The 15,561-nt window shown below is 52.2% G+C and carries 15 protein-coding genes; 6 read left to right on the top strand and 9 right to left on the bottom strand.

The window, feature by feature from the left end:
• Positions 1-15 precede the first annotated feature (15 nt).
• The 5 genes from NNO03_RS03390 to NNO03_RS03370 all read right to left on the bottom strand — a co-directional run bounded on the left by NNO03_RS03390 (position 16) and on the right by NNO03_RS03370 (position 5,674).
• Complete coding sequence (locus tag NNO03_RS03390) at positions 16-822, bottom strand: ABC transporter permease (protein ID WP_005126751.1); 807 nt, start codon at positions 820-822, stop codon at positions 16-18.
• On the bottom strand, positions 812-1,756 hold the full coding sequence (locus NNO03_RS03385) for an ABC transporter permease (protein WP_005126750.1): 945 nt from the start codon (positions 1,754-1,756) through the stop codon (positions 812-814). Before NNO03_RS03385 ends, NNO03_RS03390 begins: the two co-directional genes overlap by 11 nt.
• On the bottom strand, positions 1,757-2,773 hold the full coding sequence (locus NNO03_RS03380) for an ABC transporter ATP-binding protein (RefSeq protein ID WP_137381810.1): 1,017 nt from the start codon (positions 2,771-2,773) through the stop codon (positions 1,757-1,759).
• Positions 2,774-2,789: 16 nt separating this feature from the next.
• Entirely contained in the window at positions 2,790-3,935 is a 1,146-nt protein-coding gene (gene ydcS, locus NNO03_RS03375; RefSeq protein ID WP_137381809.1) for a putative ABC transporter substrate-binding protein YdcS, read from the bottom strand.
• Between the two features lie 329 nt (positions 3,936-4,264).
• Positions 4,265-5,674 (bottom strand): PLP-dependent aminotransferase family protein, encoded by a 1,410-nt coding sequence (locus NNO03_RS03370; protein ID WP_271448811.1) that lies wholly within the window; start codon positions 5,672-5,674, stop codon positions 4,265-4,267.
• 410 nt (positions 5,675-6,084) lie between these two features.
• Here NNO03_RS03370 and NNO03_RS03365 point away from each other — a divergent pair, with 410 nt between their 5' ends.
• From NNO03_RS03365 to NNO03_RS03350, 4 genes are all read left to right on the top strand, one after another.
• On the top strand, positions 6,085-7,488 hold the full coding sequence (locus NNO03_RS03365; protein WP_271448810.1) for a cytochrome ubiquinol oxidase subunit I: 1,404 nt from the start codon (positions 6,085-6,087) through the stop codon (positions 7,486-7,488).
• Positions 7,488-8,498: a cytochrome d ubiquinol oxidase subunit II gene (cydB, locus tag NNO03_RS03360; RefSeq protein ID WP_271448809.1), complete on the top strand. Its 1,011-nt coding sequence runs from the start codon at positions 7,488-7,490 to the stop codon at positions 8,496-8,498. Before NNO03_RS03365 ends, cydB begins: the two co-directional genes overlap by 1 nt.
• Complete coding sequence (locus tag NNO03_RS03355) at positions 8,498-8,623, top strand: DUF2474 domain-containing protein (RefSeq protein WP_124021191.1); 126 nt, start codon at positions 8,498-8,500, stop codon at positions 8,621-8,623. The genes cydB and NNO03_RS03355 overlap by 1 nt, the downstream gene beginning before the upstream one ends.
• Positions 8,624-8,811: 188 nt before the next feature.
• The gene (locus NNO03_RS03350; RefSeq protein ID WP_005126741.1) at positions 8,812-9,042 is read left to right on the top strand and encodes a DUF2554 family protein; all 231 of its coding nucleotides are present in this window, start codon (positions 8,812-8,814) and stop codon (positions 9,040-9,042) included.
• On the opposite strand, the gene NNO03_RS03345 is transcribed toward NNO03_RS03350, so the two are convergent.
• On the bottom strand, positions 9,039-11,000 hold the full coding sequence (locus NNO03_RS03345) for a U32 family peptidase (protein WP_271448808.1): 1,962 nt from the start codon (positions 10,998-11,000) through the stop codon (positions 9,039-9,041). The two genes, NNO03_RS03350 and NNO03_RS03345, sit on opposite strands and share 4 nt — an antisense overlap.
• 79 nt (positions 11,001-11,079) lie before the next feature.
• Entirely contained in the window at positions 11,080-11,616 is a 537-nt protein-coding gene (locus NNO03_RS03340) for a helix-turn-helix domain-containing protein (RefSeq protein ID WP_271448807.1), read from the bottom strand.
• Between the two features lie 104 nt (positions 11,617-11,720).
• Here NNO03_RS03340 and NNO03_RS03335 point away from each other — a divergent pair, with 104 nt between their 5' ends.
• Positions 11,721-12,887 (top strand): benzoate/H(+) symporter BenE family transporter, encoded by a 1,167-nt coding sequence (locus NNO03_RS03335; RefSeq protein ID WP_271448806.1) that lies wholly within the window; start codon positions 11,721-11,723, stop codon positions 12,885-12,887.
• Here NNO03_RS03335 and NNO03_RS03330 read toward each other — a convergent pair.
• Complete coding sequence (locus tag NNO03_RS03330) at positions 12,870-13,739, bottom strand: helix-turn-helix domain-containing protein (RefSeq protein ID WP_271448805.1); 870 nt, start codon at positions 13,737-13,739, stop codon at positions 12,870-12,872. The two genes, NNO03_RS03335 and NNO03_RS03330, sit on opposite strands and share 18 nt — an antisense overlap.
• 184 nt (positions 13,740-13,923) lie before the next feature.
• Between NNO03_RS03330 and NNO03_RS03325 the strand changes: the two genes are divergently transcribed.
• A complete protein-coding gene (locus NNO03_RS03325; protein WP_271448804.1) occupies positions 13,924-14,832 on the top strand; it encodes a DMT family transporter in 909 nt (302 codons plus the stop codon).
• A 37-nt stretch (positions 14,833-14,869) separates the two neighbouring features.
• Here the strand turns inward: NNO03_RS03325 and NNO03_RS03320 are convergent, their stop codons facing one another.
• A complete protein-coding gene (locus tag NNO03_RS03320) occupies positions 14,870-15,538 on the bottom strand; it encodes a DUF3313 domain-containing protein (RefSeq protein ID WP_137381800.1) in 669 nt (222 codons plus the stop codon).
• Positions 15,539-15,561: the final 23 nt, after the last annotated feature.

The following is a 15,561-nucleotide window of genomic DNA, read 5'->3' as shown; positions in this document are numbered from 1 at the left end:
TTCCCATATCGTCGTTTATTTACCGTTTCCGGCGACGGTGTCGCCTTCACGCGTTAGCCACCAGGCCCCTAAAATTGGCAGTGTTGTTACCAGCATTACCAGCAATGCCACAACGTTGGTAACAGGCACATCTCGTGGACGGCCCAGTTGATTGAGCAGCCACAGAGGAAGTGTTCTTTCATGTCCGGCGGTGAACGTTGTCACGATGATTTCATCAAACGACAAGGCAAACGCCAGCATACCGCCCGCCAGCAGTGCTGATGCCAGATTGGGCAGCACGACATAACGAAAGGTTTGCCAGCCGTTGGCGCCAAGATCCATAGACGCTTCAACCAGACTCCATGAGGTGCGGCGAAAACGCGCCACGACGTTGTTAAAGACAACCACCACGCAAAACGTCGCATGGCCCACCACGATCGTGAGAAAACCCGGCTCCAGGTTGATGGTCTTAAATGCCGTCAGCAGTGCCAGGCCGGTAATAATGCCCGGCAGCGCAATCGGCAACAGCAGCAACAGCGATATTGCGCTTTTACCGAAAAAATCCCTGCGCCATAGTGCAGCCGCCGCCAGCGTACCCAGTACCAGAGCGATTGCTGTCGACAATGCAGCGATTTTAAGTGACAACGTCACTGACTCAAGAATATCGCTACGCTGCGCCGCCACGCTAAACCAACGCAGTGTCAGTCCCTGCGGCGGAAAACTAAAAGCAGCCTCCTCTGTATTAAAAGCATAGGTGCCAATGATGAGGATGGGAAAGTGCAGAAAAAGAACCCCTCCCCATGCTGCCAGTTTGAGTAACCAGGGTGCGCGTTCAGAGTGCATCGAAAGCTCCCAGACGCTTCACGAACGCCAGATACAGTGCAATTAAGACAATGGGCACCAGAGTGAATGCCGCCGCCATTGGCATATTGCCGATAGCCCCTTGTTGCGAATACACCATGTTGCCGATGAAATATCCCGGCGGTCCCACCAGTTGCGGCACAATAAAGTCACCCAGCGTCAGTGAGAACGTAAAGATAGAACCAGCGGCTATACCGGGTATTGCCAGTGGGAAAACCACATAGCGGAAGGTTTGACGAGGGCGCGCGCCCAAATCAGCCGATGCCTGCAAAAGCGAGGGTGGAAGCCGTTCCAGAGCAGCCTGAACCGGCAGGATCATAAAGGGGAGCCAGATGTAGACAAAAACCAAAAAGCGCCCTAATCCCGATGTTGACAGCGTATTACCGCCGACAGCTGGCAAGGTGAGGAAAGCGGTCAACAGTGGCTCCAGCCCGAGATGGGTTAAAAACCACTGCGCCACGCCGTCTTTCGCTAACAGCAGCGTCCACGCATAGGCTTTGACGATATAGCTCGCCCACATCGGCAACATGACGGCAATGTAAAAAAAGGCTTTCATTTTGCCACTGGTATAGCGCGCCATATACCATGCCATCGGGAACGCCAGAATGGCGCTGGCAATCGTCACCGCCACCGCCATTGTCAACGTTCGTACAATGATGTCGTAATTGGCCGGATTAAACAGCGCCTGCAGATTCGCCAGCGTCAGGTCTGGCGTCACCGACATGGTGAAATCGTCGAAGGTGTAAAAACCTTGCCACAACAGCGTCAGCAACGATCCAAAGTAGACGATGCCAAACCACATCAACGGCCCGAGCAGCAGCAAAAACAGCCCAAGCCCTGGATTACGCCAGAAGAACCCCGAGATACGGTTCAGCTTTGTCGGCTGTGCGGGCGAATGTATGACGTTCATAGCCATTCACCTCTCCTCTATCAGCGGAACCATGACATCGCGTGACCACGATGCCATCACCTGCTGACCCGGCGACAGCGTCGACGGCAGCATTTCTCCCGTCAGGTTCGCCTGGCTCACCAGCAATTTTTCACCGCCAGCAAGTTTCAGCTCAAAACGCGTCGCCGCCCCCTGGTACTGCACCGCCTGAATGACACCCCGAGCCTGAACCTCGCCCGCCATATCATTTAACCTAATGTGTTCCGGGCGCAGCGAGAACATCCCCTGTAACCCACAGACGTTTGCCGACATCGCTTCGTCAAAGACGTTTGACGTCCCCACAAAACTCGCCACAAACGGCGTGCGCGGACGCATGTAGAGTTCGCGGGGTGAATCCACCTGCTCGATACGACCATTGTTAAATACCGCTACACGATCGGACATCGACAGCGCCTCACCCTGATCGTGGGTGACAAAGATAAAGGTGATGCCGAGTGACTGCTGGAGTTTTTTCAGCTCCAGTTGCATCTGTTCGCGTAGCTTGAGATCCAACGCACCGAGTGGCTCATCCAACAGTAAAACGCGAGGCTCATTGACCAACGCACGGGCAATCGCGACACGCTGACGCTGTCCACCAGAGAGTTGTGATGGCTTGCGCTCATGGACAAAGCCGAGCGCAACCTTATCTAACGCTTCTCGCGCCCTGGCATGCCGCTGCTTTTTATCAATGCCTTTCACCATCAGCCCATAAGCCACGTTGTCGAGAATCGACATATGCGGGAATAGTGCGTAATCCTGAAACACCGTATTGACGTCCCGTTCCCAGGGCGGTAATTCACTGGCTTGCTTACCAAAAATTTTAATTGAACCGCCCGAAAGCTGCTCAAACCCTGCAATCATGCGCAGACAGGTCGTTTTGCCGGAGCCGGATGGCCCCAGCATAGAGAAAAACTCACCATCATTAATTGCAATACTTACCCCATCAACTGCACGAACATCCCCGTACAGACGCGAGACATTATGAAACTCCACTGCGTACGTCATAAAACCCCCAGCGGAATTAACGACCGCCCATAATGGCGATGTAATCCTGCGTCCAGCGACTGTAAGGAACGAATTTTCCACCTTCTGCGATTGGCGTTTTCCAGAAAGCAATCTTGTCGAAATAGCTATAGCCGTTGGTTTCACAGCCTTTTTCACCCAGCAGCGGGCTGGCTTTACAACCTTCAGGGACTACCGGCAGAGATCCAAACCAGGCAGCGACGTCGCCCTGAACTTTCGGGGTTAATGACCAGTTCATCCATTTGTAAGCACAGACAGGATGCTTCGCTTCGCTATGCAGCATGGTGGTGTCAGCCCAACCGGTGACGCCCTCTTTCGGGAAAACCGTGGCAATTGGCTGGCCTTCTGCTTTCAGGGCGTTAGCCTGGTAAGGCCAGGCACTTGATGCCACCACACCTTCGTTTTTGAAGTCACTCATTTGCACAGTGGTGTCATGCCAGTAGCGATGGATCAGTGCGTGCTGATCGCTCAGGACTTTAATGACCGCCTGATACTGTTTCTCGGTGAGCTGATAAGGATCGGTGATACCCAACTGCGGCTGAGTGGCTTTAACGAACAGCGCCGCATCGGCGATATAGATCGGGCCATCGTACGCCTGGACTCGCCCTTTATTGCTTTTTCCGTCCTCAAGTTTTTGCTCGACGAACACCACGTTCCAGCTATCTGGCGGTGTTGGGAAAATTTTGGTGTTATACATCAGCAAGTTGGGCCCCCATTGATACGGAGTACCGTAAACTTTCCCCCCGACGTTAAACCATTCCCCTTTAACCACACGCGGATCGATAGTTTTCCAGTTTGGGATAAGCGCAGGATTTATAGGCTGGACACGTTTGCCCATAATCAGGCGCAGTGACGCATCGCCAGACGCCGTCACCAGGTCATAGCCGCCTTTCGCCATCAGGCTCACCATTTCGTCTGATGTGGCCGCTGTTTTAACATTGACGGCACAACCGGTTTCCTTCTCAAACTGTGAAACCCAGTCATATTGTTTATCGGTTTGTCCACGTTCGATATAACCCGGCCAGGCAATAATATCCAGGCGCCCTTCCGGTTTATCTAATGATGTTGGGGGTTCGGCTGCCTGGGCTGTCATCAGCGTCATACTGAGTGCACACAAGCTACTGAGGGCAAATTGCTTGCTCATAACGTCTTACTCCTGTCGAAAAAATATTGAGCGGCAGCCTTGCCGTAAATATATGTCCTTTCCTAAAAATAGTCGGGGTGTTGAAAGCGTTCCTGCTGGCGCAAGGAAATTTAATCAGGTTGTGAGCTAACGCTCATTACGCTACGGGTTATAGCAAGGTGATTTAATCTTCTGGAGTATAGACAAGGAGTTAGGTGCCAGGGTGGCACCTGGAAGAACTATTGATATTTCGTATGGTGGCACCTGATATAAATAACATCAGGGTTTAACATTCACTATTTCTAAAATAAGAATGCGCTATTCTTTTATATTGAATAGCACATTCCGTTTTATTTCATCATCTCGCGAATTAATTTTCCAAGCTGCTTAACCGCCTGTTCTTCGCGTTCACCCCAGTGCCATGCGGTATTAAAACGAAAGAAACGTGACCATGTCCCTGAGGTTGAAAACATCTTACCTGGCGCAATGCTGATGTGGTGTGCCAGTGCCTGGGTGCTGAGCTCTCCCGCATCCAGCGGTTCTGGCAGTTCGAGCCACAGAAAATAACCGCTGTCGTTATGGTGTATTTTGACCTCTGCCGGAAGATGACGCAGCAACGTTTGCCAGGCCTGCTGTTTGCGTTCCGCCAGCTGACGACGCAGCCGTCGCAAATGCGCGTCATAACGCCGGGTCGACAGGTAGTCCACCAGCGCAAGCTGCATGGGGGAACTGGTGGATAAGGTGCTCATCAACTGGAGCCGCTGAATTCGACGGGCATGTTTCCCGGCAGCAACCCAACCGATGCGAAAGCCGGGGACCAGACATTTCGAAAACGATGAACAGTGCAACACCCTGTCCCCTCGATCCCAGGCTTTAGCCGGCAGCGGTTTCTCCCGGCCAAAATAGAGTTCGCTGTAAACATCATCCTCAATCAGCATCACATTGTATTTTTCCAATAATGCGACCAGATGGGCTTTTTTCTCTGCGCTGAGCGTAAAACCCAGTGGGTTTTGGCTGTTGGTCATCAGCCAGCAGGCTTTGACCGGGTACTCCTGTAGCGTCTGCTCCAGTGCGACAAGGTCGATTCCTTCCTTCACGTCGGTGGCAACGGACAACGCCTTCAGGCGCAATCGCTCCAGAGCCTGCAATGCGCCGTAAAAACACGGGTTTTCGACAATCACCCAGTCCCCCGGCTCAGTGACGGCCTGCAGGCTCAGGTTAAGCGCTTCAAGTGCGCCGGTGGTGATTACAATTTCATCCGGGGAAAGGGTCATTCCCTGTTGTGCATATCGACGGGCAATCGCATGACGCAGTTCATCATTTCCGGGCGGCAGGTTTTCGATAACACTCATGGCGGTAGCCGTTTTACTCACCTGAGCCAGCGAACGATTAAGCTGCTGAAGCGGAAATAAGCGCGGATCGGGGAAAGCGGATGCAAACGGCATCACTGATGCATCACGACTGGCCTGCAGCATGTCAAAGATGTAGGTGTTGATATCCACGGCTTCATCGCGCATGACCTGTACCTGCGGCACGGCGGCTTCGCGCTCGGGACGCGCAGCAACATAATAACCCGACTGTGGCCGGGCAATGATCCGCCCCTGACTTTCCAGCAGTTGGTAGGCATGCCCCACGGTCATAAAACTCATCCCACTGCTCGCCACCTGCTCACGCAAAGAGGGTAACCGATCGCCTGGTTGCCATACGCCAGACGCGATTTGATCGCGAATTTGCTCCGCCAGTCGCTGGTACTTCTTCATTTTTCATCCTGATATTCGGTATCGGTGACAACCTCTGTATATATCAGTCTACATAAATAACGATTTTTTCAGAACTGTTATAGTTAACAGTTTTACAACATTGTTGGCAAAAGATCTTTGCCTGAGGCCCGGGCAGCTATCTGTACAGAATCAATTTTCGGGGTGTGCTTTAAGGCGAATAAACAGGTGATGTTCACATAGTAATCAGCACCGTCAATCACCGCAGGCCACGGGATAAACTCATTATCGTCGAAGTAAAATTCAAATGCGGTGACCAGATTGCATATCAGATCGTGCGACCTATAACAGCAGCACAACTGTTATGGTTAAAAAGAACTGTTCTGTTTCTGCCCCACATTCCGCCAGGGGCTTAGAATTGCGCCAAATCAATTTTGCCTGCGGAGTTAAGCATGTTCGGTCTTGACGCGTTTCACCTGGCGAGGATCCAGTTCGCGTTTACGGTATCCTTTCACATCATTTTTCCGGCCATTACTATCGGTCTTGCCAGCTATCTGGCGGTGCTGGAAGGTCTCTGGTTGAAAACCAAAAATCCAACCTGGCGTTCGCTGTATCATTTCTGGTCCAAAATCTTCGCCGTAAACTTTGGTATGGGCGTCGTGTCCGGGCTGGTGATGGCTTATCAGTTCGGTACTAACTGGAGCGGTTTTTCCGAGTTTGCCGGGAGCATCACCGGGCCACTACTGACCTATGAAGTGTTAACCGCTTTCTTCCTCGAAGCAGGCTTCCTCGGGGTAATGCTGTTTGGCTGGAACCGTGTGGGGCCAGGCCTGCACTTCTTCGCGACTTGCATGGTTGCGCTGGGGACAATTATTTCGACCTTCTGGATACTGGCCTCCAACAGTTGGATGCAGACCCCACAGGGCTATGAAATCGTCAATGGACAGGTCGTTCCTGTGGACTGGTTTGCCGTTATTTTCAACCCGTCATTCCCTTATCGCCTGCTGCATATGTCGGTCGCCGCCTTCCTGAGCAGCGCGCTGTTTGTCGCAGCGTCAGGGGCATGGCATTTATTACGCGGGAATAACACCCCGGCTATTCGCGCCATGTTTTCTATGGCGCTGTGGATGACGTTAATCGTCGCCCCGTTGCAGGCGTTGATTGGCGATATGCACGGGTTGAATACGCTTAAGCATCAGCCTGCCAAAATTGCCGCCATCGAGGGGCACTGGGAAAACCCGCCCGGCGAACCCACTCCGTTGCTACTGTTCGGTTGGCCAGATATGGAGCAAGAACGTACCCACTATGGGCTGGAAATTCCGGCGCTGGGAAGCCTCATTCTGACCCACAGTCTGGATAAACAGGTCCCGGCGCTAAAAGAGTTTCCTAAAGAAGACCGACCCAATTCCACCATGGTGTTTTGGTCGTTCCGCATCATGGCGGGGCTTGGCATGCTGATGATCCTGTTGGGCACATTCGCCTTGTGGTTACGTTACAAGCAACGCCTGTATACCTCACGTCCCTTCCTGCGTTTCGCGCTGTGGATGGGACCGTCTGGTCTGATCGCTATTCTGGCCGGTTGGGTCACCACTGAAGTTGGTCGTCAGCCGTGGGTAGTTTACGGTTTGCAACGCACAGCGGACGCGGTTTCCGCACATGGTGATTTGCATATGAGCATCAGTCTGCTGGCCTTCTTTGTGGTTTACAGTTCGGTCTTCGGTGTGGGCTATAGCTACATGATTCGCCTGATCCGTAAAGGGCCACAGGAAGATGATCCGACCCTTCCGCCAACTGGCACACCTGCACGGCCGCTTTCCGCTGCCGTCCTCGATTCTCAAGCTGAGGCTCATCGCTAATGGGTATTGATTTATCAGTTATCTGGTTTGTTATTATCGTGTTCGCCACGCTGATGTATATCGTGATGGACGGCTTTGATCTTGGGATCGGCATCTTATTCCCCGCCATTCAGGATGCTGATGACCGCGACGTGATGGTCAACAGCGTCGCACCAGTATGGGATGGGAATGAAACCTGGCTGGTACTGGGCGGCGCAGGATTATTTGGCGCATTTCCTCTGGCCTATGCGGTCATTGTCGATGCACTGACGATCCCACTCACCCTGATGCTGATCGGCCTGATTTTTCGCGGCGTTGCCTTTGAGTTTCGTTTCAAAGCCACGCCTGCACACCGACCGTTCTGGGATAAAGCCTTTCTGGGCGGTTCAATTCTTGCCACGTTTACCCAAGGGGTAGTCGTGGGTGCGGTCCTCAATGGATTTTCCGTTACTGGCCGCAGCTACAGCGGTGGACCGTTTGACTGGCTAACGCCTTTCACGCTGTTTTGCGGGCTGGGGCTGGTCGTGGCCTACGCGCTGCTTGGCGCAACATGGCTGGTAATGAAAAGCGAAAACCCGCTACAGGATAAAATGCGCAATGTGGCAAAAAAACTGCTGCTGGCGCTGCTGGTCGTCATTGCCATTATCAGTTTGTGGACACCACTGGCACACAGTGCGATTGCCGAACGTTGGTTTAGCCTGCCAAATCTGTGGTTCCTGATGCCGGTTCCGCTGCTGGTCGCACTCATCAGCCTGTGGCTGTGGCGTTCTCTGGGTCAGCAACATAGTCATGCCCTGCCATTTATATTGACGCTGGGTTTAATTTTCCTCGGTTTCAGCGGTCTGGGGATCAGTATCTGGCCACATATTATTCCGCCGTCTATTACCCTTTGGCAGGCCGCGGCGCCGACGCAAAGCCAGGGCTTTATGTTGGTGGGAGCGCTACTGATTATCCCAATCATTCTGGTGTACACCTTCTGGAGCTACTACGTCTTTCGCGGCAAAGTTCAACATGGTGAGGGGTATCATTGATGGAACAATCAATCTGGAAACGTCTGATGTGGTTGGTGATCCTGTGGGGGGGAAGCGTATTAGCGCTGGCCGCCGTCGGTATGTTCTTTCGCCTGCTGATGACCGCGGCAGGCTTTAAATCCTGATAAACATGAATAAAAGCCGGGCGGTGCCTGCACTTCCCGGCGAACTCACTGCCCACGTTAATTAAACAAACGCGCAATAGCTCTCGATTTTATGCAACGGACGATTGCCTTTACAGCGATTAAATTATTGAATAGTCACCCGGCGAAATTATCGCCACGTCCACAGCTAACGTGCCAGAGGGTGCATGATGTTTAAGAAAGGGTTAACGGTGTTATTGCTGGCCAGCGCGCTTTTCTCCGGCCAGCTTTTCGCAACTCATCAGGGACATGAATATCTTCAGGTACAGGATGCCGATCATTTATTACGCCACACGGCAGACAGCGATGAGCTAAGAGTGACGGCGGAAGAATCCGCCGCCGATCTGCGCGAACACCATCACTGGCAAAAATCACGCAAGCCAGATACACATCTGAGTTAGCCTTTCCGCTTCGGCAGTGTTTTCATCAGCTCATCAGGGCTGACAGAAGCCACTACGCTGCCCGGCAACGGCATTTTCAGAATGTGGTGTTTCATCTTGCCGATAACGTGCATTTCGCACGGTCGGCAATCAAATTTCAGCGTCAACACTTCATCACCATTTACCAATTGCAGCGGTGTGGCTTTCCAGCTTTTGATATTCCCCTTTGCCTGTTTCGGACACAGATTGAATGCAAAACGCAGGCAGTGCTTGGTAATCATCACCGGAACATCGCCCTTTTCCTCATGCGCTTCATATGCTGCATCAATCAACTGGACACCATAACGGTGGTAAAACTCACGCGCTTTATGGTTATAGACGTTTGCCAGAAAACTCAAATGCGTCTGCGGATAGACCGGTGCCGGCTGGGCAACGGGCTTACGACTGCCACGCTGGTAGTTTTCCAGACGCGCGGTATCCAGCATGTCGATGGCTTCGCGGCGAAGTTGGTTGAGTTGACCATTCGGAACAAACAGCGCCCCCGGCAGATTCACCTGAATATCGCGGGCGTAGTACAGCGTCTGTCCAAGTTTTGCCAGACCATCCTGCAAGTTACTCAACGCTTTTTCGGCATTGTTCGCTTCTTCAAACTGGCCATCCAGCGTATGGGTGATACTCACGCCGTCTTCACTGGTCAACGTCAGGATCAACTGTTCCTGCCAGCCATCTAATTCAATATCAACCGCGACACGGCGTTCGCTGGATGTCTTGGTTAACGCTTGCTGCCAGTTATGATCGAGATTGCGATTGAGCGGATGGTGCGGCCGCACTTTGTGCAGGTCCGATGGCATTTCATTCGGCCATACCCGATAACGGTTATTCCCCGTTTTTTCTACAGTATTGGCACGGAATCCAACCACATCACGCTTAATCAATACGTTCAGGCCATCCCCGTTTGCCAGTGGCTCCGTCACCTCGACATCAAGATAATCCTTCGCCACCTTCAGTACCTCACCCACTGGCAAGCCAATGAATTTAGGTGAGTCGAATGCGCCGATGTCGCCCTTACGGGCATTGACAAAATAGTCAGTGCTGCCGCGGTGGAAAGTTTTCTCTGTAGATGGTGTGAAGAAATGCTCAGTGCGACCTGCTGATGAACGTGCCAGATCGCCGCGTTCTTCGATGATGGCATCCAGCATCTGCCGATAATGTGCAGTGATGTTCTTCACATAGCTCATGTCTTTGTAGCGCCCTTCAATTTTGAAGGAACGTACTCCGGCATCAATCAATGCACCGAGGTTGGCGGTCTGATCATTATCTTTCATCGACAGCAGGTGTTTTTCATACGACACCACCCGGCCCTGATCGTCTTTCAGGGTATACGGTAGTCGGCAGGCTTGTGAACAGTCGCCGCGGTTAGCGCTGCGCCCGGTTTGCGCATGAGAGATATAACACTGGCCTGAATAAGCAACGCATAACGCACCGTGGATGAAAAACTCGATCGTCGCGTCCGTCGCCTGATGAATCGCATGAATCTGCTCAAGACTCAGTTCGCGCGCCAGTACAATCTGCGTGAATCCGACGTCAGAAAGAAACTTCGCCTTCTCGACGCTGCGAATATCACACTGGGTGCTGGCATGCAGTTCAATCGGCGGGATATCCAGTTCCATAATCCCCATATCCTGCACAATCAGCGCATCAACACCCGTCTGATACAAATCGGTAATTAACCGCTGAGCAGGTTCCAGCTCATCATCATGCAAAATCGTGTTTAACGTCACAAAGATTTTCGCCCCATATCGATGAGCGAATGGCACCAGTTCAGCGATGTCTTTCAGGCTGTTGCTGGCGTTGTGACGCGCACCAAAACCGGGGCCGCCAATGTATACGGCATCCGCGCCGTGCAAAATGGCTTCGCGCGCAATGGCGGTATCACGAGCCGGGCTTAACAATTCAAGGTGATGAGGTTGCTGGCGCATACAGTTGTTACCATCCACAAGCGGTAAAAATGGCGGCTATTGTAGTCAGAAGCGCGGCATTTCGGAATAGTTTTCCCGATTAACCGCGTGGGTAATGGATCAGGGAATGAAAGTGAACCGTCTGTCCGCCACTGTTACGGTAACTATGTGCAGTATCACCCGCAAAGCGGACACCCTCACCTGATTTGATGGTTCGCCACTGCCCATAAATGCACATATCCAGCAGGCCACTAATCACCACTACGTGCTCAATCACACCGGTTTCATGCGGGGTAGATTCACTCAATGCCCCCGGTGCCAGCAATATTGAAAAATGGTCAAAGCAGAGTTGTGGGTCCCATGGAAACAGCGGTGTCACTATCATTGCCTGCTGTTGGGGATCAAACGTCGCTGTGCCTGCTGACTCTGGTGGTGAAATAAACGTCGAAAACGGCACGTTCAGTCCGGTGGCAATTTTCCATAGCGTCGCCACTGTTGGACTGGATTCATTGCGTTCGATCTGTCCCAACATGGCCTTAGATACACCCGTTTCTTCTGCCAGACGCGACAGACTCCATTCCCGCTGGTGACGTAATGTCCGGAGCGTGGTAGCCAGATAGTGGGTTAAATTGTCCATTGTCACCTTCCTCTATCTCCTGTTTCTGTCCATCAGCTTATCACTTGTACGCTATAACGCACAGTGCTACAGTGAATGACCGTTATAACGCACGCGGAGTCGCTATGCGCACATTCTCAATCCCTTTGCCCACCGTTTTATCCGGTTTTGTTGCCGTGCTGGTCGGCTATGCCAGTTCAGCAGCCATCATCTGGCAAGCGGCGATAGCCGCAGGCGCAACAACCGGGCAGATTGCGGGCTGGATGACCGCACTGGGAATCGCGATGGGCGTGAGTACGCTGGCGTTGTCAGTGTGGTATCGAGCCCCCATTCTGACCGCCTGGTCTACGCCCGGTGCCGCGCTGCTGGTTACGGGTCTGCAAGGCGTGACCATTCAGGATGCTATCGGCGTTTTTATTGTTGCTAACGCGTTGATAGTCCTGTGTGGTGTGACGGGGTTGTTTGCACGTCTGATGCAGATAATCCCACACTCACTGGCATCGGCAATGCTGGCCGGGATCCTACTGCGTTTTGGTTTGCAGGCATTCAATAGCCTTAATAATGAGCTTCTCCTGTGCGGCAGCATGCTGCTGGCGTGGCTGGTGCTAAAAGTTGTCGCCCCCAGATACGCCGTCATTGCTGCCATGCTGGTGGGTATTGCCATCGCACTGCTAAAAGGTGACATTGTCACTAATGACATTGATTTATCTCCGGTGATGCCTGAATTCATCGCCCCTCACTTCTCTCTTGCACACAGTATAAGCATCGCTTTGCCGTTCTTCCTGGTCACCATGGCGTCACAAAATGCCCCGGGTATTGCCACCATGAAAGCGTCAGGTTATTCCTTGCCCGTTTCACCGCTGATTATTTTCACGGGGCTGCTGGCGTTACTGTTTTCTCCCTTTGGCGTCTACTCGATCTGTATTGCCGCCATTACCGCTGCAATTTGCCAAAGCCCGGATGCGCATCCGGATGCCCAACGACGTTGGTTAGCCGCTGCCGCTGCCGGGATGTTCTACCTTCTGGCCGGCGTGTTTGGTGGGTCGGTAACCGGATTGATGGCCGCTCTACCGGCAAGCTGGATCCAGATGCTGGCTGGGCTGGCCTTGCTCGGTACGATTAGCGGTAGTCTGTATCAGGCATTGCTCCATGAAGCGGAGCGAGATGCTGCTATCGTCACCTTTCTGGTTACTGCCAGCGGTTTGACCTTATTGGGGATTGGCTCTGCTTTCTGGGGACTAATCGCCGGAGGGATATGTTATGCCGTGCTGAGATTATCTCGACGCACGTAATTGCGTTGGCGTCTTGCCCGTCACCTGCTTAAACCGGTTGCTAAAATGGCTTGCTGAACTGAATCCGCAAGCCATTGCGATATCTGACAAACTACGTGAAGAATAACGGACCAGTTGCTGCGCCAGCGCCATACGACGCTGCATAACATACTGATGCAGGGCCATATTCATCGACTGGCGAAACATTCTGGCAAAGTGGAAATCACTCAGTGCCGCTTCGCCAGCCAAATCGCTGAGGGTCATTGGGTAGGCCAGATGTGCGTCAATATAGGCCAGCACGTTGCGCAATGTCGCTGGCGCAAGCCCACCGGTTACCACCGGCGGCCGCCATTGAACATTGCTGTAATGCTGAATCAGGTGCGTCAGTAACAGCGAAGATGCCGCACTGAGCGTCAGGTGATTAGCCGGTTGCTGCCAGTCATTACCCAGTAAAAACTGACGATAAACCGCCGTGATCCCCGGATCGCTGCCGAACGTGTGTTCGTCCAGCGTGAAGCTATAAGGGTTTTTGTCCCACACTTTCTCACCCACTTCCCGTAGATGCGCGTCGGTACAATAAAGATGTACAAAGGAGAGATCGTCACGAATGTCCCAACTGGATTCGCTGTCTTTCGGCATCAGGCAGAAGCGATCCGGGCCGCCGCCGTTTTTCCAGCCCCCTGCCGTCTTGTGATAGCTCTCGTAACCATCCGCGACATATAAGCTGAGCGTGTGGTGATCGCAATATTGGGTAATGGTGTCGCGTTTGTTTGACCACGCCGCCAGTTGGATACCTGAATGTAACGCAACCGATTCATGCAGCACGGCATTATGTTTGCGTAAGTTTTCAAAGGCGCCATAGGGCTGAGACATACCATCACATTCAGAATAAGTTAGCAGGCTTTCAGTCTATATCAGCTACATGTTGTTAACAGCCTCCTTTTCATGTTTGCGAGAAAAAAGCGCAAGATTTTGCAAGTCGACCGCAATCAGATGAAAGCCAACCCCAGACAGTCATGCCACTCTGTGCGCTTAAATACAAAAATGAGAGAGATGTATGAACGTATTGTTGTACTGCCTGGTGGTCGTGATATGGGGAACGACATGGATTGCCATTTACCTGCAGCAAGGGCCCGTTGCTGCTCCGGTCTCTATCTTTTGGCGCTTTGCGGTCGCCAGCTCGGTGATGATCCTTCTCCTGCTGTTCAGCGGCAAATTGCGTAAGCTCTCCGGGCGCGACCATCTGTTTTGTCTGTTACAGGGCGGCTGTGTTTTTTGCTTCAATTTCTGGTGTTTTTACACGGCAGCGGCCTGGATTAACACCGGTCTGGAGTCAGTAATTTTCTCGATGGCCGTGTTGTTCAATGCGGTGAATAGTTTTGTATTTTTTGGTCAAAAACCACCGCTACGCTTTTATTTCGCCGCGGCGCTGGGATTGACGGGTATCATCACTCTGTTCTGGCAGGATTTGGTCAATAGCGGCCTGAATCACTCGCTTCTGCTGGGTATTGGTCTAAGCGCTCTGGGAACGTTTGGTTTTTCCCTGGGCAATATGATAAGCCTGCGTCATCAGAAAAAAGGGCTGGAGGTGATGACCACCAACAGCTGGGCCATGCTGTACGGTACCTTACTGATTGCCACCATTGCACTGGTTCGCGGGGATGACTTCACACCGCAGTGGACGTTTAGCTACCTTAGCGCACTGTTGTATCTGGCTATTTTTGGCTCTGTAATTGCCTTTGGCGCTTATTTCACACTGGTAGGACGCATCGGTCCGAGTAAGGCCGCTTACAGTACGTTGCTTTTCCCTCTGGTGGCGCTCACGCTGTCAACGCTGTATGAAGGGTATGTCTGGCAGGCTAACGCGATTGCCGGTTTAGTGCTGATTTTGCTGGGAAATCTGGTGATGTTTGCACGCCCGGAAGCCTTGATGGGAAAACTGTTGTACCGTCGGCGAGTGGCATAAAAAAACGCACCATCCGCAGATGGTGCGTTCTTCATTATTATTTTTTGTTCACATCAAACATGGAGGCATCTGTCGCCATGTCATCAACAACTTTCTTCAACGTTTCGAACGCCATTGGCGTGCTTTCGTTGTTCAGGTCTTTACCTTCACCCTGACGCACAACTTTAATCACAGGTTTATTGGTTGCCGGATCGATCAGCTCACCCTCGAAATAAAGGTGGGTATCCATGGTACGGTGACCCGTCGCCATTTGTGTTCCTGCAACGAGCAGCGCAACCGGGATCACTTCATAGAATTGCAGACCTTCTTTGCTGGTCGCAACACCGGTGATTGCCCCGCGGAAAATCAGACTGCGTGGCCCTGGTGTTGCCACCAGAGGTTTGCGCTTGCTGATGGCCGTTTTCATCTGCGTGTTGGTGTAGTTCAACAGTTGGTCAAGAACCTTCTGTCCTACCTGCGTAGTAGGTTTAGGAACCGGGTAATACGTTATCGGGTTATACACGATACTGTCATATTTGGATTCATTATAGTTCGGGTCAACCCAACGAAGTACTGGTTGTCCCGTTGCTGATTTTGTTTCCTTCAGGTCAGAATAATTTTTTAAAAAACCAGAATATTTATCCGGCTGCGTCACTTTTGACGCACAGCCCGATAATGCCAACAGACCAGTAAGCACTGCAACTTTAAATAAAGTTTGAGTACGCATGAAACGATCCCTTTAGTTTTCGC

The organism is Citrobacter sp. Igbk 16, from assembly GCF_028069755.1.
Taxonomy (GTDB): Bacteria; Pseudomonadota; Gammaproteobacteria; order Enterobacterales; family Enterobacteriaceae; genus Citrobacter.
Note: the sequence above shows the minus strand (reverse complement) of the source record. Positions and strands in the feature narration are given on the sequence as shown.